The 21,134-nt window shown below is 70.7% G+C and carries 23 protein-coding genes; 15 read left to right on the top strand and 8 right to left on the bottom strand.

The window, feature by feature from the left end; all coding sequences use genetic code 11:
- Nucleotides 1-82 precede the first annotated feature (82 nt).
- A complete protein-coding gene (locus M2283_RS03345; protein WP_280874406.1) occupies nucleotides 83-988 on the top strand; it encodes a HipA family kinase in 906 nt (301 codons plus the stop codon).
- Nucleotides 985-1,263, top strand: a complete 279-nt coding sequence (locus tag M2283_RS03340) for a SelT/SelW/SelH family protein (RefSeq protein WP_124001663.1) — start codon at nucleotides 985-987, stop codon at nucleotides 1,261-1,263. The genes M2283_RS03345 and M2283_RS03340 overlap by 4 nt, the downstream gene beginning before the upstream one ends.
- 15 nt (nucleotides 1,264-1,278) lie before the next feature.
- On the opposite strand, the gene aceB is transcribed toward M2283_RS03340, so the two are convergent.
- Nucleotides 1,279-2,901, bottom strand: a complete 1,623-nt coding sequence (gene aceB, locus M2283_RS03335) for a malate synthase A (RefSeq protein ID WP_280874405.1) — start codon at nucleotides 2,899-2,901, stop codon at nucleotides 1,279-1,281.
- A 205-nt stretch (nucleotides 2,902-3,106) separates the two neighbouring features.
- Nucleotides 3,107-3,706, bottom strand: a complete 600-nt coding sequence (locus tag M2283_RS03330; protein WP_280874404.1) for a nucleotidyltransferase family protein — start codon at nucleotides 3,704-3,706, stop codon at nucleotides 3,107-3,109.
- Nucleotides 3,707-3,922: 216 nt separating this feature from the next.
- Here M2283_RS03330 and M2283_RS03325 point away from each other — a divergent pair, with 216 nt between their 5' ends.
- Nucleotides 3,923-4,216 (top strand): DUF5955 family protein, encoded by a 294-nt coding sequence (locus tag M2283_RS03325; protein WP_280874403.1) that lies wholly within the window; start codon nucleotides 3,923-3,925, stop codon nucleotides 4,214-4,216.
- Between the two features lie 20 nt (nucleotides 4,217-4,236).
- On the opposite strand, the gene M2283_RS03320 is transcribed toward M2283_RS03325, so the two are convergent.
- Together M2283_RS03320 and M2283_RS03315 are read right to left on the bottom strand one after the other, a co-directional pair.
- Nucleotides 4,237-4,932: a DUF6304 family protein gene (locus M2283_RS03320; RefSeq protein WP_280874402.1), complete on the bottom strand. Its 696-nt coding sequence runs from the start codon at nucleotides 4,930-4,932 to the stop codon at nucleotides 4,237-4,239.
- Nucleotides 4,929-5,723, bottom strand: a complete 795-nt coding sequence (locus M2283_RS03315) for an IclR family transcriptional regulator (RefSeq protein WP_280874401.1) — start codon at nucleotides 5,721-5,723, stop codon at nucleotides 4,929-4,931. Before M2283_RS03315 ends, M2283_RS03320 begins: the two co-directional genes overlap by 4 nt.
- Before the next feature lie 278 nt (nucleotides 5,724-6,001).
- Between M2283_RS03315 and allB the strand changes: the two genes are divergently transcribed.
- The 3 genes from allB to M2283_RS03300 are packed head-to-tail and all read left to right on the top strand — an operon-like array spanning nucleotide 6,002 to nucleotide 9,582.
- Nucleotides 6,002-7,339 (top strand): allantoinase AllB, encoded by a 1,338-nt coding sequence (gene allB / locus M2283_RS03310; protein WP_280874400.1) that lies wholly within the window; start codon nucleotides 6,002-6,004, stop codon nucleotides 7,337-7,339.
- 26 nt (nucleotides 7,340-7,365) lie between these two features.
- On the top strand, nucleotides 7,366-8,517 hold the full coding sequence (alc, locus tag M2283_RS03305) for an allantoicase (protein ID WP_280874399.1): 1,152 nt from the start codon (nucleotides 7,366-7,368) through the stop codon (nucleotides 8,515-8,517).
- Between the two features lie 54 nt (nucleotides 8,518-8,571).
- Nucleotides 8,572-9,582: a hypothetical protein gene (locus tag M2283_RS03300; protein ID WP_280874398.1), complete on the top strand. Its 1,011-nt coding sequence runs from the start codon at nucleotides 8,572-8,574 to the stop codon at nucleotides 9,580-9,582.
- 3 nt (nucleotides 9,583-9,585) lie between these two features.
- On the opposite strand, the gene M2283_RS03295 is transcribed toward M2283_RS03300, so the two are convergent.
- Nucleotides 9,586-10,344, bottom strand: a complete 759-nt coding sequence (locus tag M2283_RS03295; protein WP_280874397.1) for a 3-oxoacyl-ACP reductase family protein — start codon at nucleotides 10,342-10,344, stop codon at nucleotides 9,586-9,588.
- A gap of 143 nt (nucleotides 10,345-10,487) precedes the next feature.
- On the opposite strand from M2283_RS03295, the gene M2283_RS03290 reads away from it, so the two are divergent.
- Nucleotides 10,488-11,303 (top strand): AIM24 family protein, encoded by an 816-nt coding sequence (locus tag M2283_RS03290; protein WP_280874396.1) that lies wholly within the window; start codon nucleotides 10,488-10,490, stop codon nucleotides 11,301-11,303.
- Nucleotides 11,304-11,377: 74 nt separating this feature from the next.
- On the top strand, nucleotides 11,378-12,004 hold the full coding sequence (locus M2283_RS03285; protein WP_280874395.1) for a dihydrofolate reductase family protein: 627 nt from the start codon (nucleotides 11,378-11,380) through the stop codon (nucleotides 12,002-12,004).
- 32 nt (nucleotides 12,005-12,036) lie between these two features.
- Here the strand turns inward: M2283_RS03285 and M2283_RS03280 are convergent, their stop codons facing one another.
- Nucleotides 12,037-12,630 (bottom strand): hypothetical protein, encoded by a 594-nt coding sequence (locus M2283_RS03280; RefSeq protein WP_280874394.1) that lies wholly within the window; start codon nucleotides 12,628-12,630, stop codon nucleotides 12,037-12,039.
- A 265-nt stretch (nucleotides 12,631-12,895) separates the two neighbouring features.
- Between M2283_RS03280 and M2283_RS03275 the strand changes: the two genes are divergently transcribed.
- On the top strand, nucleotides 12,896-13,291 hold the full coding sequence (locus M2283_RS03275) for a ribonuclease domain-containing protein (RefSeq protein ID WP_280874393.1): 396 nt from the start codon (nucleotides 12,896-12,898) through the stop codon (nucleotides 13,289-13,291).
- A gap of 64 nt (nucleotides 13,292-13,355) precedes the next feature.
- Here the strand turns inward: M2283_RS03275 and M2283_RS03270 are convergent, their stop codons facing one another.
- The gene (locus M2283_RS03270) at nucleotides 13,356-13,556 is read right to left on the bottom strand and encodes a hypothetical protein (protein ID WP_280874392.1); all 201 of its coding nucleotides are present in this window, start codon (nucleotides 13,554-13,556) and stop codon (nucleotides 13,356-13,358) included.
- 169 nt (nucleotides 13,557-13,725) lie between these two features.
- On the opposite strand from M2283_RS03270, the gene M2283_RS03265 reads away from it, so the two are divergent.
- From M2283_RS03265 to M2283_RS03255, 3 genes are all read left to right on the top strand, one after another.
- Nucleotides 13,726-14,985 carry a sensor histidine kinase gene (locus M2283_RS03265; RefSeq protein WP_280874391.1) on the top strand — a complete coding sequence of 420 codons (1,260 nt, stop codon included), beginning with the start codon at nucleotides 13,726-13,728 and terminating at the stop codon, nucleotides 14,983-14,985.
- A gap of 212 nt (nucleotides 14,986-15,197) precedes the next feature.
- Nucleotides 15,198-15,875 (top strand): response regulator transcription factor, encoded by a 678-nt coding sequence (locus M2283_RS03260; protein ID WP_280874390.1) that lies wholly within the window; start codon nucleotides 15,198-15,200, stop codon nucleotides 15,873-15,875.
- A gap of 170 nt (nucleotides 15,876-16,045) precedes the next feature.
- Nucleotides 16,046-17,230, top strand: coding sequence for a cytochrome P450 family protein (locus M2283_RS03255; RefSeq protein ID WP_280874389.1), 1,185 nt, complete (start codon nucleotides 16,046-16,048; stop codon nucleotides 17,228-17,230).
- A 9-nt stretch (nucleotides 17,231-17,239) separates the two neighbouring features.
- Here M2283_RS03255 and M2283_RS03250 read toward each other — a convergent pair whose 3' ends face one another.
- Nucleotides 17,240-18,262 carry a Gfo/Idh/MocA family protein gene (locus tag M2283_RS03250; protein ID WP_280874388.1) on the bottom strand — a complete coding sequence of 341 codons (1,023 nt, stop codon included), beginning with the start codon at nucleotides 18,260-18,262 and terminating at the stop codon, nucleotides 17,240-17,242.
- Nucleotides 18,263-18,393: 131 nt separating this feature from the next.
- Here M2283_RS03250 and M2283_RS03245 point away from each other — a divergent pair, with 131 nt between their 5' ends.
- The 3 genes from M2283_RS03245 (at nucleotide 18,394) to M2283_RS03235 (ending at nucleotide 21,105) form a co-directional block, all read left to right on the top strand.
- A complete protein-coding gene (locus M2283_RS03245; RefSeq protein ID WP_280874709.1) occupies nucleotides 18,394-19,131 on the top strand; it encodes a GntR family transcriptional regulator in 738 nt (245 codons plus the stop codon).
- A 235-nt stretch (nucleotides 19,132-19,366) separates the two neighbouring features.
- A complete protein-coding gene (locus tag M2283_RS03240; RefSeq protein ID WP_280874387.1) occupies nucleotides 19,367-20,515 on the top strand; it encodes an ROK family glucokinase in 1,149 nt (382 codons plus the stop codon).
- Entirely contained in the window at nucleotides 20,512-21,105 is a 594-nt protein-coding gene (locus tag M2283_RS03235; protein WP_280874386.1) for a sugar kinase, read from the top strand. Before M2283_RS03240 ends, M2283_RS03235 begins: the two co-directional genes overlap by 4 nt.
- The last annotated feature ends 29 nt before the right edge of the window (nucleotides 21,106-21,134 follow it).

Here is a 21,134-nt window from a genome sequence, read left to right as displayed (position 1 = left end):
ACCGACGATCACCCTCGGTTACTATGGTCACTTCATACCGCAAGCCGGAAGCAGGCGGAGAAGAGGGGGGTGACCTGAGGAAATGCTGCGAGAGGTCACCGCGACCCGCTACGTCGCCCCTCTGCGCTCCGGCGGCTCCGTACCCGGAGTCGTCGAGGCCGACGACCTGGGCACCTACGTCGTGAAGTTCACCGGCTCCGCGCAGGGCCGCAAGGCGCTGGTCGCCGAGGTCATCGTCGGCGAACTGGCACGCGCCCTCGGGCTGCGGTTCCCGGAACTCGTCCTGGTCCACTTCGACCCGGTGATCGCCGACGGTGAGCCGCACCAGGAGGTGCGCGACCTGCATGCCGCGAGCGCGGGCGTCAACCTCGGCATGGACTACCTGCCGGGCGCGAAGGACCTCACCCCCGACCTCGCCCAGTACTTCCGCGTCGACCCCCTGGAGGCGGGCCGGATCGTCTGGCTGGACGCCCTGACCGTCAACGTCGACCGCACGGTCCACAGCTCCAACCTGATGGTCTGGCCGACGCTGGGCACCGTGCCCGCGCGTCTGTGGCTGATCGACCACGGCGCGGCCCTCGTCTTCCACCACCGCTGGGACGCCTCCGACCCCGCCAAGGCCTACGACTTCCACAACCACGCCCTCGGCCACTACGCCCCCGACGTGCGCGCCGCCGACGCCGAACTGGCGCCCAAGGTCACCGAGGACCTGCTGCGCGCGGTCGTCGCCGAGGTCCCGGACGCCTGGCTGACGGAGTTCGGCACGCCCGACGAGATGCGCGACGCGTACGTCGGCTACCTCCACGCGCGCGTGCGGGCGTCCGCCGCGTGGCTGCCCACCGACTTCCCCACCCGGGAGGAACTCGCCGCCGAGGAGGCCCTCCGCGCGGCGCAGACCCGACAGGGCCGGCCGAAATGGCTGAAGCAGGTCCCCGACCTGCACGGCAAGCCCGCCGCGGAACAGGATTGGTCGGTGCACCTCGGATGAGTGGCCGTGTCGAGATCGAGTACTGCACCCAGTGCCGCTGGCTGCCCCGCGCGGCCTGGCTGGCCCAGGAACTCCTGACCACCTTCGAGACGGAACTGTCCGAACTCGCCCTCAAGCCCGGCAAGGGCGGGGTGTTCATCGTCCGCGTCGACGACGAGGTGGTCTGGGACCGCCGCGACCAGGGCTTCCCCGAGCCGACGGCGGTCAAGCAGGTCGTACGCGACCGAGTGGCCCCGGGAAGGTCCCTGGGCCACTCGGACAAGCCTGCTTCCTGACGGGTCGGTGACGGGTCAGCCCCTGAGCTGCTCGTACGCCGGCAGCGTCAGGAAGTCCGCGTAGTCGGCGTCCAGGGACACCTGGAGCAGCAGGTCGTGGGCCTGCTGCCAGTGGCCGGACGCGAAGGCCTCCTCGCCGATCTCCGCGCGGATGTCGGAGAGTTCCTCGGCGGCGACCTTGCGGGCCAGTTCCGGGGTGGCGAGTTCGCCGTTCTCGAACTCGACGCCCGCGTTGATCCACTGCCAGATCTGCGAGCGGGAGATCTCCGCGGTGGCCGCGTCCTCCATGAGGTTGAAGATGGCCACCGCGCCGAGTCCGCGCAGCCAGGCCTCGATGTAACGGATGCCGACCTGCACGGCGTTGACGAGACCGGGATACGTCGGCTTCGCCTTCAGCGAGTCGATCGCGATCAGGTCGGCGGCCTCGACGTGGACGTCCTCGCGCAGGCGGTCCTTCTGGTTGGGCCGGTCGCCGAGGACCTGGTCGAAGGACTCCATGGCGATCGGCACCAGGTCGGGGTGGGCGACCCAGGAGCCGTCGAAACCGTCGTTCGCCTCACGGTCCTTGTCGGCGCGGACCTTCTCGAAGGCGACCTTGTTGACCTCGGCGTCCCGGCGGGACGGGATGAAGGCCGCCATACCGCCGATCGCGTGCGCACCGCGCTTGTGGCAGGTGCGGACGAGGAGTTCGGTGTACGCCCGCATGAACGGGGCGGTCATCGTCACCGCGTTGCGGTCCGGGAGGACGAACTTGGTGCCGCCGTCACGGAAGTTCTTCACGATGGAGAACAGGTAGTCCCAGCGGCCCGCGTTCAACCCCGAGGCGTGGTCGCGGAGTTCGTAGAGGATCTCCTCCATCTCGTACGCCGCCGTGATCGTCTCGATCAGCACGGTGGCGCGGACCGTGCCCTGCGGGACGCCGACGTAGTCCTGCGCGAAGACGAACACGTCGTTCCACAGGCGCGCTTCGAGGTGCGACTCGGTCTTGGGGAGATAGAAGTACGGGCCCTTGCCGAGGTCGAGCAGGCGCTGGGCGTTGTGGAAGAAGTACAGGCCGAAGTCGACGAAGGCGCCCGGCACTTGCTCGCCGTCCACCTGGAGGTGCCGCTCGTTGAGGTGCCAGCCGCGCGGGCGCATCACGACGGTGGCCAGCTCGGCCTCGTCCTTCAAGGCGTACGACTTACCGGAGTTGGCGTCCGTGAAGTCGATGGTCCGCGTGTAGGCGTCGATCAGGTTGACCTGGCCCAGGATCACGTTCTCCCAGGTCGGCGCCGAGGCGTCCTCGAAGTCAGCGAGCCAGACCTTGGCGCCCGAGTTGAGGGCGTTGATGGTCATCTTGCGGTCGGTTGGGCCGGTGATCTCGACCCGGCGGTCGTTCAGGGCCGCGGGGGAGGGGGCCACCTTCCAGGAGTCGTCCGCGCGGATCGCGGCGGTCTCCGGGAGGAAGTCGAGCGTGGAGGTGCGGGCGATCTCGGCGCGGCGCTCCGCACGACGGGCGAGGAGTTCCGCGCGGCGCGGTGAGAACCGCCGGTGCAGCTCGGCCACGAAGGCGAGGGCCGCGTCGGTGAGGACCTCCTCCTGCCGGGGCAGGGGCTCGGCGTCGACGATGGCCAGCGGGGACGGCGCTGGTGCGGACATGAGCTGTCACTTCCTTCAGCGTGCGTGGCACCGGGTGACAGGAGACCCGGGTAGGGCGATGAGCACCCGTGGAGCGGGCGGGCGCTTCTGAACAGTGGATACTAGTTTCCTCATCGTGGAACTTCAATGGTTTGTTGATATCGAGATTCTTCGGGTCGAGGGAACGTGGCGCTCAGTGCCACAGCCTTCACTCAAGGTGGACCGCTCACTCGAGGTGGACCAGGTCGGCCTCCGTGTCGATGTCGTACGGCTCGGCCACGTCGCCGCACTCGACGAGCGTGATCGCCTCCTCGTGCGCCTTGAGGTAGGCGCGCGCACCCCGGTCACCGGTCGCGCTCGCCGCGATAGCGGCCCAGTGGGCGGCCCCGAACAGCACGGGATGGCCGCGCACACCGGCGTACGCCGCCGAGACCAGCGACGTACGGTCCCGGTGGGCCGCGAGCACGCGGGCGACCGCCGCCGGGCCGATCCCGGGCTGGTCGACGAGCGAGACCAGCGCGGCCGAAGCGCCCGTCCCGGCGAGCGAGTCGAGCCCCGCCCGCAGCGAGCCGCCCATGCCCTCGGCCCAGTCCGGGTTCTCCACCAGGACACAGCCCGTCAGATCGGCACGCGCGCGTACGTCCGCCGCCCCCGCGCCCAGCACCACGTGCACGCGCGCGCAGCCGGCGGCGCGCAGCACGCCGACCGCGTGTTCGACGAGCGGCCGGCCCCGGTGTCCGAGCAGCGCCTTGGGCCGGCCGCCGAGCCGCCGGCCGCCGCCCGCGGCGAGCAGGAGTCCGATCACGCCGTCTTCTTTCTCCGTCATGCGTCCTGCATACCTGACGCCCGCGCGAGTGCCCGGTTTCCAAGGGTTGAATTTCGGTCCACGCAGTGGCGCGCCCGGCATCGGTTGGCGTTTACTGACCCGCGTCTCCCGGCGCCCGACCATCGCCGCGGGGGCGCTCGGCGGGATCACGACGTAGAGGCGCACGACGGCGTGCGCGGGGGGAGAGCTGTGTTGCGGAGCTTGGGGCAGAGACCAGTGACCGGCAGCGGTGAGGACCCTAGAGTGGCGGGACTGCGGACCGCCGTGTCCCGGCTGCGCCGCCAACTCGCCACGCATCCGGCGGAGTTCCCCGACCGTGGCATCGCGGAGGACGAACTCGCGGCCCTCGCCGCGATGACGATCGACGGCGTCCCCGAGATCCCGCGCTTACGCCGCTCCCTGCTGCTCATCGCCGGCGCGATCGGGTCGGTGAGCGCGCTGGCACGGGGACTGTCGGACGTACGCGACGCGGTGGAGCTGTTCGGGCCGCCGCCCCGCGGGCGGGGCTAGAACGTCACCAGAGGGTGCGGTCAGAGCCTTCGGTACGGGAACGGGCCGCGGTAGCCCCGGTCCGCGACCCGATGCTCGAACTCCCCGCAGAGCCAGGTCTCCTGGACGAACTCGGTGCGCGACGGCCAGACCGCGAAGATGCCGTGCGGGCCGTGCTTGCCGTCGACCTGCCGGTAGAGTTCCTTGACGTCACGGAAGCAGGCGAGCCCGCCCATCAGGCCGTGGCCGACGGGGTGGTAGTCGGACCAGGCGCACGAGACGCACGCCTTGAGCCGCGCAGCTCGCGGCAGTTGACGCTGGACCTCGTGCAGGGCGTCCTCGAAGTCGTCCTGGTCGTCCGCGTTGCGGTACTCGCGCCCGTCGAGGCGCAGGAGCGTGGTCAACGTCTCGGCGTCCAGGCCCTTCCTCGGTCCGGCCGGCGCCCCGAGCCGCAGCGCGCAGTGCAGCACCGCCGGGCGTACACCGCTGCCTCTGACCTCGACCGGTATGGGCACCTCCCACTCCAGGAGGCAGGAGCACAGCGCCCCGTCGAAGAACGAGAACGCCTGCTCGGGCGGCTCGCCGCTCAGCGCGCCCAGGTCGTCCATCGTGTCCCCCTCGAAGAGGACGCCCCGGATCGTCGCACGGATCACTTCCCGGCCGTCCGACTCGAAGACGACGTCCTGCGCGCCGTGCCGGTCGGTGTACCTGACCGGCCAGTACGCCGGTTTGGTCACGCCTGGGCCTGGCTGGCCAGCGCCTGCGACAACTCTGCGGCCACCTGCTGGAGCACCGGCACGATCTTGTCCGTCGCCGCCTCGGTGACCCGGCCTGCCGGGCCCGAGATCGAAATGGCGGCGGCGGTGGGGGAGTTGGGCACGGAGACCGCGAGGCAGCGGACGCCGACCTCCTGCTCGTTGTCGTCGACCGCGTAGCCGAGGCCGCGCACCTCCGCGAGGGCGGCCAGGAAACCGTCTGCCGTGGTGATCGTCTTCTCCGTCGCGGCGGGCATGCCCGTACGGGAGAGAAGGGCGCGCACCTCGTCGTCGGGGACGTTGGCGAGCAGGGCCTTGCCGACGCCCGTGGAGTGCGGCAGGACGCGCCGGCCGACCTCGGTGAACATGCGCATCGAGTGCTTGGACGGCACCTGGGCGACGTAGACGATCTCGTCCCCGTCCAGCAGCGCCATGTTCGCCGTCTCGCCGGTCTCCTCGACCAGCCGGGCCAGATACGGGCGGGCCCAGGTGCCGAGCAGCCGGGAGGCGGACTCGCCGAGGCGGATCAGGCGCGGGCCGAGCGCGTACCGGCGGTTGGCCTGCTGGCGGACGTAACCGCAGGCCACGAGCGTCCGCATGAGACGGTGGATGGTGGGCAGCGGCAGCCCGCTGCTCGCGGAGAGCTCGCTCAGTCCGACCTCGCCGCCCGCGTCGGCCATCCGTTCCAGCAGATCGAAGGCGCGCTCAAGTGACTGGACCCCGCCGGTCGTGGACTTGGCGGAGTCGGTGGTGCTGGCGCTGGACGACGGCACGGCGCGTTCCTTTCGGGACTGACAGGAAGGGCTGAAGCCTACCCGTCAGTCGGTTGACTCCCTGGTTGTGCGTAGCTACGTTCTGCTTGCCGGAAGTCTAATTCCGCTTTGTGGAAACGTCCAGAGTGTGGGCGTGGTGACCGCCAAGGGGAAGTGTGCCCTTGACGGCGCGGGAGCGGGAGTGAAGACTTCTTCAACAGAACGTTGAATTCCGTTACGTGGAAGTAAATCCCGTTTCCCGGAAGTAACGGAAGAGACGGCGGCAGAGAGGGGTCCGGGTGTCCGACGTAGAACTGGTGCTGCGCTCGACGCGCGTCATCACGCCCGAGGGGACACGCGCCGCCTCGGTCGCGGTCGCCGCCGGCACGATCACGGCCGTACTTCCGTACGAGGCCGAAGTGCCGTCCGGGGCCCGGCTGGAGGACCTCGGCGACGACGTCCTGCTACCCGGCCTGGTCGACACGCACGTGCACGTCAACGACCCCGGCCGCACCGAGTGGGAGGGCTTCTGGACCGCCACGCGCGCGGCGGCGGCCGGCGGCATCACCACCCTCGTCGACATGCCGCTCAACTCCCTCCCGCCGACCACGACGGTCGGCAACCTCCGTACGAAGCAGGCGGTCGCCGCCGCCAAGGCCCACATCGACGTCGGCTTCTGGGGCGGCGCCCTGCCCGACAACGTCAAGGACCTGCGCCCGCTGCACGAGGCCGGTGTCTTCGGCTTCAAGGCGTTCCTGTCGCCGTCCGGCGTGGACGAGTTCCCGCATCTGGACCAGGAGCGACTCGCCCTGTCCCTGGCCGAGATCGCCTCCTTCGGCGGCCTGCTCATCGTGCACGCCGAGGACCCGCACCACCTGGAGGCGGCTCCGCAGCAGGGCGGTCCGAAGTACGCCGACTTCCTCGCGTCGCGGCCACGGGACGCGGAGGACACGGCGATCGCCCAACTCATCGCCCAGGCAAGGCGCCTGGACGCGCGCGTGCACGTGCTGCACCTGTCCTCGTCCGACGCGCTGCCCCTGATCGCCGCTGCCAAGGCGGACGGCGTCCGCGTCACCGTCGAGACCTGCCCGCACTACCTCACCCTCACCGCCGAGGAAGTCCCGGACGGGGCGAGCGAGTTCAAGTGCTGCCCGCCCATCCGCGAATCGGCCAACCAGGACCTGCTGTGGCAGGCGCTGGCCGACGGCACGATCGACTGCGTGGTCACCGACCACTCGCCGTCCACGGCCGACCTGAAGACCGACGACTTCGCGACCGCCTGGGGCGGCATCTCCGGCCTCCAGCTGAGCCTTGCGGCGGTGTGGACGGAGGCCCGGAAGCGCGGCCACGGCCTGGAGGACGTGGTCCGCTGGATGTCGTCGAGGACGGCCGGGCTGGTGGGACTTGACCACAAGGGCGCCATCGAGGCGGGCCGCGACGCCGACTTCGCGGTCCTCGCGCCCGACGAGACGTTCACCGTGGACCCGGCCGCCCTCCAGCACCGCAACCGCGTCACGGCGTACGCGGGCAAGACCCTGCACGGCGTCGTGAAGTCCACCTGGCTGCGCGGCCGACGCATCGTCGCGGACGGCGAGTTCACCGACCCGAAGGGACAACTGCTGACCCGTACCCCCTGATTCACCGCACCCGCAGCGGCCGACCCATGAAAGGACACCAGATCACCGTGACGGCGCAGAGCCAGTCTTCCTCGACTCACTTCACCGGCGACGCGAACCCCTACGGAGGCGGCGACCCGTACGCGGATCACCGCACCGCGGACCTCCCCTTCACCCAGTACGCCAACCTCGCCGACCGGCGGCTCGGCGCCGGTGTGATCGCCGCCAACGACGAGTTCTTCGCCCAGCGCGAGAACCTCCTGGTGCCCGAGCGGGCCGAGTTCGACCCCGAGCACTTCGGGCACAAGGGCAAGATCATGGACGGCTGGGAGACGCGGCGGCGCCGTGGCGCGTCGGCCGAACACCCGTGGCCGACGGCCGAGGACCACGACTGGGCGCTGGTGCGCCTCGGTGCCCCCGGCGTCGTTCGCGGGATCGTCGTCGACACGGCCCACTTCCGCGGCAACTACCCCCAGGCCGTGTCGGTCGAGGGTGCGTCCGTGGCGGGCTCCCCGTCGCCGCAGGAGCTGCTGTCGGACGACGTGAAGTGGACGACGCTGGTGCCGCGCACGCCGGTCGGCGGCCACGCGGAGAATGGTTTCTCCGTATCGGTCGAGCAGCGCTTCACCCATCTCCGCGTCAACCAGCACCCCGACGGCGGCATCGCCCGCCTGCGCGTGTACGGCGAGGTCGTGCCGGACCCCAACTGGCTTGAGGTGCTGGGCACGTTCGACGTCGTCGCCCTGGAGAACGGCGGCCAGGCCGAGGACGCGTCGAACCTCTTCTACTCCCCGGCGACCAACACCATCCAGCCCGGCCGCTCCCGCAAGATGGACGACGGCTGGGAGACCCGGCGCCGCCGCGACCAGGGCAACGACTGGATCCGCTACCGCCTGGTCGCCCAGTCCCAGATCCGCGCGATCGAGATCGACACGGCGTACCTCAAGGGCAACAGCGCGGGCTGGGCGTCGGTCTCGGTGCGGGACGGCGAGGACGGCGAGTGGACGGAGCTCCTCCCGCGCACCCGCCTCCAGCCCGACACCAACCACCGCTTCGTCCTGCCGACCCCGGCCGTCGCCACCCACGCACGCGTGGACATCTATCCCGACGGTGGCATCTCGCGCCTGCGGCTGTTCGGCTCGCTCACGGAGAAGGGTGCGAACGGCCTCGCGGCCCGGCACCAGGAGCTGGGCGGCTGACCTCCGCTACCGTGAACACCCCCCGCGGGAACGGGGTGTTCACGGGGAGGCGCGATGGCGGTTCTGCTCTACTACCCGTTGGTGAAGCCGCCGGCGGAGGTGCTCCACCAGGCACTGCTGTACTGGGACGGCATCGCCACGGTCGTACCCCGTGCGCCTGAGGTCTACGAGGCTGCCGTCTCCCCGGAGTTGAAGGATCTGCGGGACCGGTCCCTGTACACGCCGCTGCGCTTCGGCGCGGAATCCATGGATGTGCTGGACGATCCGGACTTCGGCAGCGTCTTCCACGGATCACGCACCTCCCAGGTGCTGCGCGAGGAACTGCGCCGCCTGGCCGCGGGCCCGGACCGCCCCAGAGTGCCCGCGCCGCCGGACGCGTTCCTCTACGTCTCCAAACTCTGCTCCTGGCTGGAGCATGAACTCCTGGTCCTCGGCCTGGCCGAGCGCTCCGGCCACAGGTTCCGGACCCTCGCCGTGCCGTCCGAGGTCCAACAGCTGATCATCGGCGTCCTGGCCCGTGAACTGGCCGCCGACGGCCCGGTCCCGTACGTCCCGTACACCGACCACCCGGACGCGTACGCCTTGTCCCTGCGCCCTTCGCGCGAGCAGCGGCTGACGGCGTACCAGGCGGATCTCGGTGCGTTCCTGCCGGTCCCCGCGCCGGGTACTCCCACCGTGGACGTCCTCGCCTTCCGCGACCGGTACGTCGACGAACGCCACCGCCTCATGCGCGCCCTGCACCGCCTCCTCGGCGACCTCCGCCGCGACTACGAGCACCCGGCCGACGTCCTGGCCGAACTGCGTCGCGAGATCGACGAGTCCGTCAGGGACTACCGTGCAGCGGCGAAGAGCAGCCGTACGGCCTGGGTGGAACGGTCGGTGACGGTGACCGTGGGGCTGACGGCGGCTGCCGCGGAGGTGGTGCAACCCGGTCTGGGCTGGGTCCTGGCGCCGCTGGGCGGCATCGCCCTGAACGTGGCCACGCGCGAGATCCGCCCCCTCTCCCGTGCCCGCGACAGCCATGACTTCAGCTATCTGCACCGGGTTCGGCAGACGCTCACTTGACCCTCACGCCGCGTGGCCCCCGTCCACCGCGAACTCCGCGCCCGTGACATAGTCCGCCCCCGCCAGATACGCCACCGTCGATGCCACCTCGTCCGCCGTCCCGAAGCGGCCGAGGGCCGTCATCTCGGCCTGGGCAGGGGCGTACGGGCCGTCGGCCGGGTTCATGTCGGTGTCGGTCGGGCCGGGGTGGACGATGTTCGCGGTGATCCCGCGGGAGCCCAGCTCGCGGGCGAGGGCCTTCGTCAGGCCGATCAGGGCCGACTTGCTCGTCGCGTAGAGGGTGCCGCCGGGGCCGGGCACCCGCTGGGTCATACAGGTGCCGATCGTGATGATCCGGCCGCCCGACGGCATCCGCGCGGCGGCCGCCTGCGAGGTCAGGAACACGCCCCGGACGTTCACCGCCAGCACCCGGTCCACGTCGGTGAGCGAGAGGCCCTCCAGCGGGCCCAGCACCCCCACACCCGCGTTGTTCACCAGCACGTCGAGCCCGCCCAGCGCCTCGGCCGTACGCTCCACCGCGCCGGCCGCCTCCGCCGGGTCCGCCGAGTCCGCGCGCAGGGCCACCGCCCGCCGCCCGAACGCCTCGACCCGCCGTACGACGTCCTCGGCGGCCTCCTTGCCGTTCACATAGGTGAGGGCCACGTCAGCGCCCTCCCGCGCGAGCCGTACCGCGGTGGCCGCGCCGATGCCACGGCTGCCGCCGGTGACCAGGGCGACCTTGCCGTTCAGGGATCCATTGGCCGTGCTGTGTGTCGTTGTCATGGGTCCATCCCAGCCGCCGCGAGCCCTCGGTACCGGCGGCGAACGGACGCCGAGGTCGCGCGGCCGGAATCCGATGGCCGGAACCGGACGATCGGACCCGCATGGGCGGAACCATTCGCTCCGTCTCACGCGTTGTCACTGGCGTGACTCTTCAGCAAGAGATTGTCGGCAGCGCCATGCAGATGGCGGTCGTCAGCCTGCGCCCCGGTCAGACCGTGTACTGCGAGGCGGGCAAGTTCCTGTTCAAGACGACGAACGTGACCATGGAGACGCGCCTCTCCGGTCCGTCGAACAGCGGCGGCGGCCAGCCCCAGGGCGGTGCCGGCGGCATGGGCGGCATGCTCCGCCAGGCCATGGGCACCGCCATGCAGGTCGGCCAGCGCGCGCTCGCGGGCGAGTCGCTGGCGTTCCAGTACTTCACCTCCCAGAGCGGCGAGGGCACGGTCGGCTTCGCGGGCGTGCTGCCCGGCGAGATGCGCGCCCTGGAGCTCGACGGCACGCGCGCGTGGTTCGCCGAGAAGGACGCGTTCGTGGCGGCCGAGTCGAGCGTCGACTTCGGCATCGCTTTCCAGGGCGGCCGCACCGGCATGAGCGGCGGCGAGGGCTTCGTCCTGGAGAAGTTCACCGGGCACGGCACGGTGATCATCGCCGGCGCGGGCAACTTCATCGACCTCAACCCGGCCGACTTCGGCGGCCGTATCGAGGTCGACACGGGCTGCGTCGTCGCCTTCGAGGAGGGCATCCAGTACGGCGTCCAGCGCGTCGGCGGCCTCAACCGCCAGGGTTTGATGAACGCCGTCTTCGGCGGCGAGGGTCTGTCCCTGGCCACCCTGGAGGGCAACGGCAAGGTGATCCTGCAGTCCCTCACCATCGAGAGCCTGGCGAACGCCCTCAAGAAGGCGCAGGGCGGCGACAAGCAGGGGCCGACGGGCGGCCTCTTCTCGACGCACGCCGGATAGAGCGATGAGTTGCGGGGGCCCGCGCGGTCTGAGGTGATGACAACAGCCCCCGCACCAGGAAGCAGGCACCCGACATGGGCAAGCTCGTCTCCACCCTCTTCGTCACCCTCGACGGCGTCTACCAGGCCCCCGGCGGCCCCCAGGAGGACCGCCGGGGAGGCTTCGAGCACGGCGGCTGGAGTTTCCCGTACGGCGACGACGACTTCGGCCGGTTCATCACCGAGGTCTTCGAGCGCCCCGGCGCGTTCCTCCTCGGCCGCCGCACGTACGACATCTTCGCCTCGCACTGGCCGAAGGTGACCGACCCCGCGGACCCGGTCGCCGCCAAACTCAACGGACTCCCGAAGTACGTCGCCTCATCGACCCTGACCGCCCCCGACTGGGCCAACACCACGGTGCTCGGCGGCGACCTCGCCAAGGAGGTCGCGGCCCTCAAGGAGCGCACCGACGGCGAGGTCCAGGTCCACGGCAGCGGCGCCCTCGTCCAGTCCCTGCTCGCCCTCGACCTGGTCGACACCCTCCACCTGCTGACCTTCCCGGTCGTCCTCGGCTCCGGCTTCCGCCTCTTCCCGGAGGGCGCGGTACCGACCAAGTTCACGCACGCGGGCGGCAGCGTCACCGGAACCGGCGTCTCGATCCAGTCGTACGACCTGGCCGGGCGGCCGGAGTACGGGTCGTACGAGCTTCCGGAGAACGCGTGACGACGACCTAGGGCGCTGCCCTCCGGGCCGCGTCAGTCCCAGCCGCCGAGCAGCCCGGAACTCAGCTGCGCGGTGCAGAGGTTGTACCCGCCGGACGCATGCCCCTTCTTCGTGTGGCCGTCGACGGTGACCGAGCAGTTGATGTCACCGGAGCCCTGCAGTTGGGCCGTGACGTTGTAGTACAGCGCGTCCTCGTCGAGGGGCAGCGTGGCCTCGAACTTGCCGTTCGCGAACTTGCCCTTGCGGTTGTCGGAGTCCGAGCCGTAGGTGATGTCCAGCGGACCGAGGGCACCGGCGGGCGCGGTGCCCCACACCTTGAAGGTGACGACCTTCTTCTCGGCCTTCTTCTCGTTGTTCTCCGCCGAGGCGGGCTTCTCCTTCTTCGGCGTGGAGGCGGTCGGCTCGACGCCGTTCGAGCCGCTGGAGTCCTTCGAGTCGTCGCCGTTGCTGAGCAGCGCCCCGATGACGCCGAACAGGACGATGACGCCCACCAGGCCGAGGCAACCGAAGCCCAGGATCTTCCCCATGCCGCTCTTCTTCGGCGGCTGCGGCGGGAATGGCGGCTGCCCGTACGGCTGCTGCGGTCCGCCCCATCCGGGCTGCTGTGGATCCTGCGGGTGGCTCATGGTTCCTCCTGGGGCATGCCGCGTTGAATGCGAGGTGTGTGACATGCGGAGAAGGCGTGTGGTTGCCGCGAATCGGCGTTAGTCACTCGATCGTGTTGAAAAGGGCCGTATCGATCTCGCGGCGCCAAGACGAGGAGATGCTTGTGGGGACCGCGTGGGGACCCGCGGCGCCACGTTAACTCGCGGAAAACTCATCGGACTTGACGGGAAAATCTCCGGAGTTGTCATTGACATGCCACTGTCTACGCGCGTCATCATGGGGGGCATGAGATTCCCCCCACGAATCACCCGCATCGGTGCCGCTGCCGCCGTCCTGTCCGCACTCCTGGTCGGCGGCACGGTCTCCGTCACCACCGCGGACGCCGCCGCGGCCTCGGTCGGCAGCATCTGCTACGGCGACCTGCCCTCGCAGGCGTACGACACGCTGGACCTGATCGACGCGGGCGGCCCCTACCCGTACTCGCAGGACGGCACGGTCTTCCGGAACCAGGAAGGCGTGCTGCCCGGTCAGTCGTCCGGCTACTACCACGAGTACACGGTCAAGACGCCCGGTTCGTCCACGCGCGGTGCGAAGCGCATCGTCACCGGTCAGCAGTCCCAGGAGGACTACTACACCGCGGACCACTACGTCACCTTCGACCTGATCGACTTCGGCTGCTGAGCGACTTCCCCCGCTCAGCTGCCGTCGAGGGAACAGCGCGACCAGCCGGGAGCCCGGACCACGGTCAGCCGGACTTCAGACTCTCCGCGGCGGCGAACAGCGCGATCGCCAGCACCACCAGTGCGACGCTCGCGTAGACCCCGTAGCCGTCGAGGAAACCGAGCTTCTGTACGAAGCCCACATGCCAGTGGGTGAACTCGTGCAGCAGGCCCAGCACACCCTGTACCAGCGCGAGAAGACCGAGTAGTTCCAGCAGCTGTTTCATGGCACCACCCTCGCCCCGCGGTCCCCCCACCCACATCGGCCGCGGGGCGAGGCATGCCCGCCGCAGGATGATCCTTGACGCCCATGGGTGCGTCGAAAGTCCATGGCGGCGAGACTTTGGTCGCCGATCTCGTACGGAAGGCGGTGGCCTGGCCCCGCCGCGCATAGATTTGTCGACTGTGAGCTCAGACAAGCCGGCCCCGACACCGCAGACGATCACCAGCCGCCGATGGCTGTTCCCGTCCGCGGTGCTCCACGACCTCGATCCGGACGCCACGGCGGCAGGGCGCCGACCGCGGCGCACCGCACGCGACTGGGTGGTCGACTTCAGCGCCTTCCTGCTGGCCTCGGCGGTCGGCATCGCGGGCGCGCAGAGCGTGGCCGACGACCCGAGCCTCTCGCAGGGCTTCATCGCCGTCGACCAGTTGGTCGGCGCGCTCGCCTGCGCCGCCCTCTGGGGGCGCCGCCGCTGGCCGGTCGGCCTCGCCGTCGCCATGATCCCCGTGGGTCTGCTGTCCAACACCGCGGGCGGCGCCTCCATGGTCGCGCTGTTCACCGTCGCCGTGCACCGGCCGTTCCGCTATGTGGCCTGGATCGGCGGCACTCAACTCGTCCTGATCCCGTTCTTCTTCTGGCTGCGCCCCGACCCCGACCTGCCCTACGCGGGCATCGTCGCCTTCACGACCCTGCTCATCGTGACCGTCATCGGCTGGGGCATGTTCGTACGGTCGAAGCGGCAGTTGATGGTCAGCCTGCGCGACCGCGCACGGCGCGCCGAGACCGAGGCACGGCTGCGCGCGGAGCAGGCGCAACGCCTCGCGCGCGAGGCCATCGCCCGGGAGATGCACGACGTCCTCGCCCATCGTCTGACGCTGCTCAGCGTGCACGCGGGCGCCCTGGAGTTCCGCCCGGACGCGCCCCGCGAGGAGATCGCGCGGGCGGCCGGCGTCATCCGGGAGAGCGCCCACGAGGCGCTGCAGGACCTGCGGGAGATCATCGGCGTACTGCGCGCGGGCGAGAACGAGGAGAGCGGGCGGCCCCAGCCGACGCTCGCCGCGATCTCCGCGCTGGTCGCCGAGTCGTGCGAGGCCGGCATGAAGGTCGTCCTCGACAACCGCGTCGGCGACCCCACCGCCGTCCCCGCCTCCGTCGGCCGCACCGCGTACCGCATCGCCCAGGAGGGACTGACCAACGCCCGCAAGCACGCGCCCGGTACGGAGGTCGCGGTCTGCGTCACCGGCGCTCCGGGGGAGGGGCTCGTGGTGACCGTGCACAACCCCGCCCCCGAGGGTGACGTACCGGCCGTCCCCGGCTCGGGTCAGGGCCTGATCGGCCTCACGGAGCGGGCGACGCTGGCCGGGGGACGGCTGGAGCACGGGACCGGGGAGGACGGCGGATTCCGGGTGCGGGCCTGGTTGCCGTGGGGGTGAGGGTGGTTGCCGGGAGTGGGCTGGGGCGCCGTACGCGTTCTCGCCGAGCCGGCGTCCGCTTTCCAGCCCCGTATCCACCCTCCGACTCCGTATCCCCCCTCCGACCCTGCGCCCACTTTCCAAACCCGCCTCCACGCGCGCGTGTTGACCGGATCGCCGGTCCCGTCCACAGCCGTGCCGTGCGGCCGGCGCAACCGTGATTACGTAGGCCCATGACTGCGATCAGACTGCTCCTCGTCGACGACGATCCGCTGGTGCGGGCGGGCCTGTCCCTGATGCTGGGCGGCGCGGACGACATCGAGGTCGTCGGCGAGGCCGCGGACGGCTCCGAGGTCGAGGCCCTCGTCGACCGCACCCGGCCGGACGTCGTCCTCATGGACATCCGGATGCCGACGGTGGACGGACTCACGGCCACGGAGCGGCTGCGCACCCGCAAGGACGCCCCGCAGGTCATCGTCCTCACCACCTTCCACGGCGACGAACAGGTGCTGCGCGCCCTGCGCGCGGGCGCCGCCGGATTCGTCCTCAAGGACACGCCCCCCAAGGAGATCGTCGAGGCGGTGCGGCGGGTCGCGGCCGGCGACCCCGTCCTGTCGCCCGCCGTCACCCGCCGACTGATGGAGCACGCCGTGGGGAACGCCGCCGACACCCGGCGCGCACGCGCCCGTGAGCGGATCTCCGTGCTCAACGACCGCGAACGCGAGGTGGCTGTCGCGGTCGGCCGGGGGCTGTCCAACGCAGAGATCGCCGCCCAACTCTTCATGAGCGTCGCCACCGTCAAGACCCACGTCTCCCGCATCCTCGCCAAGCTCGACCTGAACAACCGTGTGCAGGTCGCACTGCTGGTGTACGACGTGGGACTCCTGGAGGAACCGGGGGAGGGCAACTAAGAGGGCAAGCAGAGGGCGGGAGTTGGAAGGCGGGCACTCACGGCGGGTTCCGGACGTTGTCGGGGTGGAAGACGGGTGCGGGTTCGCGTGGTCCGGGGTGTGGGGGTGTGACCGGGCGAGACAGCCGCAGTCGTCGGAGACGGTCGGGACCGGTCGGGACGGGGGAGGCCATGGTGGAAGTGATCGACCTGGGGAAGTTCGGGGACGGGTTCCGCGAGGATCCGCATCCCGTGTACGCGCGGCTGCGCGAGCGCGGGCCGGTGCACCGGGTGCGGCTGCCCGTGCCCGACGCGCACCACGAGACCTGGCTCGTCGTCGGGTACGAGGAGGCGCGCGCGGCGCTCGCCGACCCGCGGCTCGCCAAGGACGCCACCAAGATCGGGGTGCGGTTCCTCGACGAGGAGCTGATCGGGAAGAACGTGCTGACCACCGACCCGCCCCAGCACACGCGCCTGCGCGCGCTGGTCTCCCGCTCCTTCACCATGCGCCGGGTGGAGGAACTGCGGCCCAGGATCCAACAGATCACAGACGAACTCCTCGACGAGATGCTGCCGCTGGGCCGGGCCGACCTCGTGGACTCGTTCGCGTATCCGCTGCCGATCACCGTGATCTGCGAGCTGCTCGGCGTGCCCGAGATGGACCGCACGGAGTTCCGGAAGATCTCCAACGAGGCGATCGTGCCGACCGACTCGGAGAGCGAGTACGGCGCGTTCACGCGGCTCGCCGACTACCTCACCGAGCTGATCGAGGACAAGCGGTGCGCGGGGGCGAGCGACGACCTGTTGGGTGACCTGATCCGCACGACCGCCGAGGACGGCGACCGGCTCTCCCCGAGCGAACTGCGCGGCATGGCCTTCGTGTTGCTCATCGCGGGCCACGAGACGACGGTGAACCTGATCACCAACGCCGTCCATGCCCTGCTCGCCCACCCGGACCAACTCGCCGCCCTGCGGGCCGACATGAGCCTCGTCGACGGCATGGTCGAGGAGACGCTGCGCTACGAGGGACCGGTGGAGAACGCGACGTTCCGTTTCGCCGCGGTGTCCCTGGAGATCGGCGGCACGCACATCGAGATGGGCGACGCGGTGATGGTCGGCCTCACCGCGGCCGACCGCGACGGACTGCGCTATCCCGCCCCCGACCGCTTCGACATCCGCCGCGACACCCGCGGCCACGTGGCGTTCGGCCACGGCATCCACTTCTGCCTGGGCGCCCCGCTGGCCCGCCTGGAAGGCCGTACGGCGATACGGACCCTCTTGGAGCGTGCCCCCGCCCTCACCCTCGACGGCCCGCCCGGCGACTGGCTGTCGGGCATGCTGATGCGAGGGGTGCGCAGCCTGCCGGTGCGCTGGTAGAACTCCCGGTCATCTGTACACCGACTCGGTCCACCCCGGGATCTCCGCCAGGGCGACCGGTCTGCGGTCCCGTCTGGACACCTCGCAGGCTTCGGCGATGCGCAGCGCCTGGAGGGCCTCGCGTCCGTCGCAGGGGTTCGCCCGGCGGCCGAGCACGACCTCGACGAACGCGGACAGCTCCGCCTCGTAGGCGGGCCCGAAGCGCTCCAGGAAGCCGGCCCACGGCTTGTCCGCGGCCGGCGGCCCGGTCGGCTCGGTGGAGGCGATCGGCGTCCGGTCGTCCAGGCCGACGACGATCTGGTCGAGCTCCCCGGCCAGCTCCATGCGGACGTCGTACCCGGCGCCGTTCAGCCGCGTCGCGGTGGCCGTGGCGAGGGTGCCGTCGTCGAGCCGCAGCAGCACGGCGCCCGTGTCGACGTCGCCCGCCTCACGGAACATCGAGGGCCCTGCGTCGGACCCGGCGGCGTAGACGTCGACGACCTCGTGGCCCGTCACCCAGCGCAGGATGTCGAAGTCGTGGATGAGCGTGTCCCGGTACAGCCCGCCGGACAGCGGCAGCCACGAGGCGGCGGGCGGGGCCTGGTCGCTGGTGAGCGCCCGGACGGTGTGCAGCCGCCCGAGCCGCCCCGAGCGCACGGCCTCCCGCGCGCCCGTGTAGCCCGCGTCGAAGCGGCGCTGGAACCCCATCTGGAGAATCGTCCCGGCGGTCTCGACCTCGGCGATGGCACTTAAGGTGCCCGGCAGATCGAGCGCGATGGGCTTCTCGCAGAACACCGGCAGGCCCGAGCGCGCCGCCCGGCCGATCAGTTCGGCGTGCGCGGAGGTCGCCGTCGTGATCACCACGGCGTCCACGCCCCACCGGAAGATCTCGTCCACCCCCGGCGCCGCCGTCTCCCCGAGGCGGAACGCGAGCTCCTGGGCCCGTGCCGGATCCACGTCCGTGAGGATCAAGGAACCGACCTCGCGATGACGGCTGAGCGTGTTCGCGTGGATGGTGCCGATGCGGCCCGTACCGATGACCCCGATGCGCATGGAACAAAACATGGGGGTCAGGACCGTACGCTGTCAATGCGTATGTCCGGACAATCGAACTACACAACTTCCCGTCAACAACTCACAGAGCTACGCTCGGCCCCGTGCCGAAACCAGAAGTGGACCCCACCGTGTCGCTCGACCTCAGTGTGGACCGGAGTTCTCCGGTGCCGCTGTACTTCCAGCTGTCGCAGCAGCTGGAGGCCGCGATCGAACACGGAGTGCTCACCCCCGGCAGCCTGCTGGGCAACGAGATCGAGCTGGCCGCCCGGCTGGGTCTGTCCCGGCCCACCGTCCGCCAGGCCATCCAGTCGCTCGTCGACAAGGGCCTGCTGGTGCGCCGCCGAGGCGTCGGCACGCAGGTCGTGCACAGCCAGGTCAAGCGGCCACTGGAACTCAGCAGCCTCTACGACGATCTGGAGGCGGCAGGGCAGCGCCCCGCGACGAAGGTGCTGGTCAACGCGATCGTCCCGGCGACCGCCGAGATCGCCGCCGCACTGGGCGTGGCCGAGGACAGCGACGTGCACCGGGTGGAGCGGCTGCGTCTCGCGCACGGCGAGCCGATGGCGTACCTGTGCAACTTCATGCCGCCTGGCCTGCTCGACCTGAACACCGACCAGCTGGAGGCCACCGGCCTCTACCGCATGATGCGCGCCGTCGGCATCACCCTGCACAGCGCCCGCCAGACCATCGGCGCCCGCGCCGCCACCGCCGCCGAGGCCGAACGCCTCGCCGAGCCAGAGGGTGCCCCCCTGCTCACCATGCAACGCGTCACCTTCGACGACACCGGCCGAGCGGTCGAATTCGGCACCCACACCTACCGTCCGACGCGCTACTCGTTCGAATTCCAGCTCCTTGTACGGCCCTGAGGACCGTGTTCGTACGGTCATGAGCGCGACGCTGGTACGGTCCTGATGGCCGCCCTCTGAGGGGTGCGATTGGTCGCAATGTCAGGACAACCTGACGTCCTGCGCTGCAACGCCCTCAGGGGCGCGGGGAACCGCGCGACAAGCCACGGTGGACCCGCACCCGGCACCCCTCGCGCGCCCCCCTTTGCTCCCCCGTACAGCACTGTGAGTCACGGTGAGGCAGAATCGGGCCTTGATGAGCACCTACGGCAACTTCACCGCCCCCATAGGCTCCCGCCGCGCGCCAGCGCTCCGCACGGTCGGGACGAGGGAACGCCGGTCACACCTGACCGCCCCCCGCGTCCCCACCGTCGGCATCGACATCGGCGGCACCAAGGTGATGGCCGGCGTCGTGGACGCCGACGGCAACATCCTTGAGAAGGTGCGCGCGGAGACGCCGGACAAGTCCAAGAGCCCCAAGGTCGTCGAGGACACCATCGTCGAACTGGTCCTGGACCTGTCCGACCGCCACGACGTGCACGCGGTGGGCATCGGCGCGGCCGGCTGGGTCGACGCCGACCGCAACCGCATCCTCTTCGCGCCCCACCTCTCCTGGCGAAACGAGCCGCTGCGCGACCGCCTCGCCGGCCGCCTCGCCGTGCCCGTCCTGGTCGACAACGACGCCAACTCCGCGGCCTGGGCCGAGTGGCGCTTTGGTGCAGGCCGCGGTGAGGACCACCTGGTCATGATCACGCTGGGCACCGGTATCGGCGGCGCGATACTGGAGGACGGCCAGGTCAAGCGGGGCAAGTACGGCGTCGCGGGCGAGTTCGGCCATATGCAGGTCGTGCCCGGCGGCCACCGCTGCCCGTGCGGAAACCGCGGCTGCTGGGAGCAGTACAGCTCAGGCAACGCCCTGGTCCGCGAGGCCAAGGAACTGGCCGCCGCCGACTCCCCGGTCGCCTACGGGATCATCGAGCACGTCAAGGGCAACATCGACGACATCACCGGCCCGATGATCACCGAGCTGGCCCGTGAGGGCGACGCGATGTGCATCGAGTTGCTCCAGGACATCGGTCAGTGGCTCGGCGTCGGCATCGCCAACCTGGCCGCCGCCCTGGACCCCTCCTGCTTCGTCATCGGCGGCGGCGTCAGCGCGGCCGACGACCTGCTGATCGGCCCCGCGCGGGACGCCTTCAAGCGCCAGCTCACCGGCCGCGGCTACCGCCCAGAGGCGCGCATCGCCCGCGCCCAACTGGGCCCCGAGGCCGGCATGGTCGGCGCCGCCGACCTGGCCCGCCTGGTCGCCCGCCGCTTCCGCCGCGCCAAGCGCCGCCGGGTCGAGCGATTCGAGCGGTACGAGCGCTACACGCAGGCCCGCCGTTCGACCAGGGACACCGCGTGACGGCATCGCTGCCGCGGCAGGCGGCACCCCCCGACGAACCGTCCGGGCCGGCCGAGGACCGCCGCCACAAGATCCGCCGGCGGGCGCTCACCCTGCTCATCATCGTGCTGCTGATCGGCGTGCCCGCCGGCTACCTGATGATCTCCGCCGACCAGAGCCGGCAGAGCGGCAAGGACAAGGAGGACAAGTACTCCGCGACCGGCCTCCGAGAGGGCTGGCCGTCGAAGGTCCAGCGCCGGCTCTACCAGGTGCCGATCCCGCACCCGTCGAACCAGGTCGCCTACTACGAGACGAACAACTGGAAGACCAGCCGTCTCTACGCGCAGTTCCAGACCACGAACGCGGGCCTGGACGCCTTCCTCAAGGACATGGGCGTCACCCGCGCCGACCTGAAGAAGGGCCACATCACCATCGGCGAGCGCGACCGGAAGGTCACCGGCTGGAAGTTCGCGGGCCCCGGCGCCCGCGGCGGCGACAGCTTCGGGCTCGCCCACAAGCAGAAGAACCCGAAGCCGACGCAGGACGTGATCGTGAACACGCAAAACGCGATGTACCCCATGGTGTACGTCGTCTCCCGCGCGGTGCCGTAGGACGCCGGCCCCGGCCGGTCGCCGGGGCC

Origin of the sequence: Streptomyces pseudovenezuelae (assembly GCF_029892565.1) — a bacterium.
Taxonomy (GTDB): domain Bacteria; phylum Actinomycetota; class Actinomycetes; order Streptomycetales; family Streptomycetaceae; genus Streptomyces; species Streptomyces pseudovenezuelae_A.
Note: the sequence above shows the minus strand (reverse complement) of the source record. Positions and strands in the feature narration are given on the sequence as shown.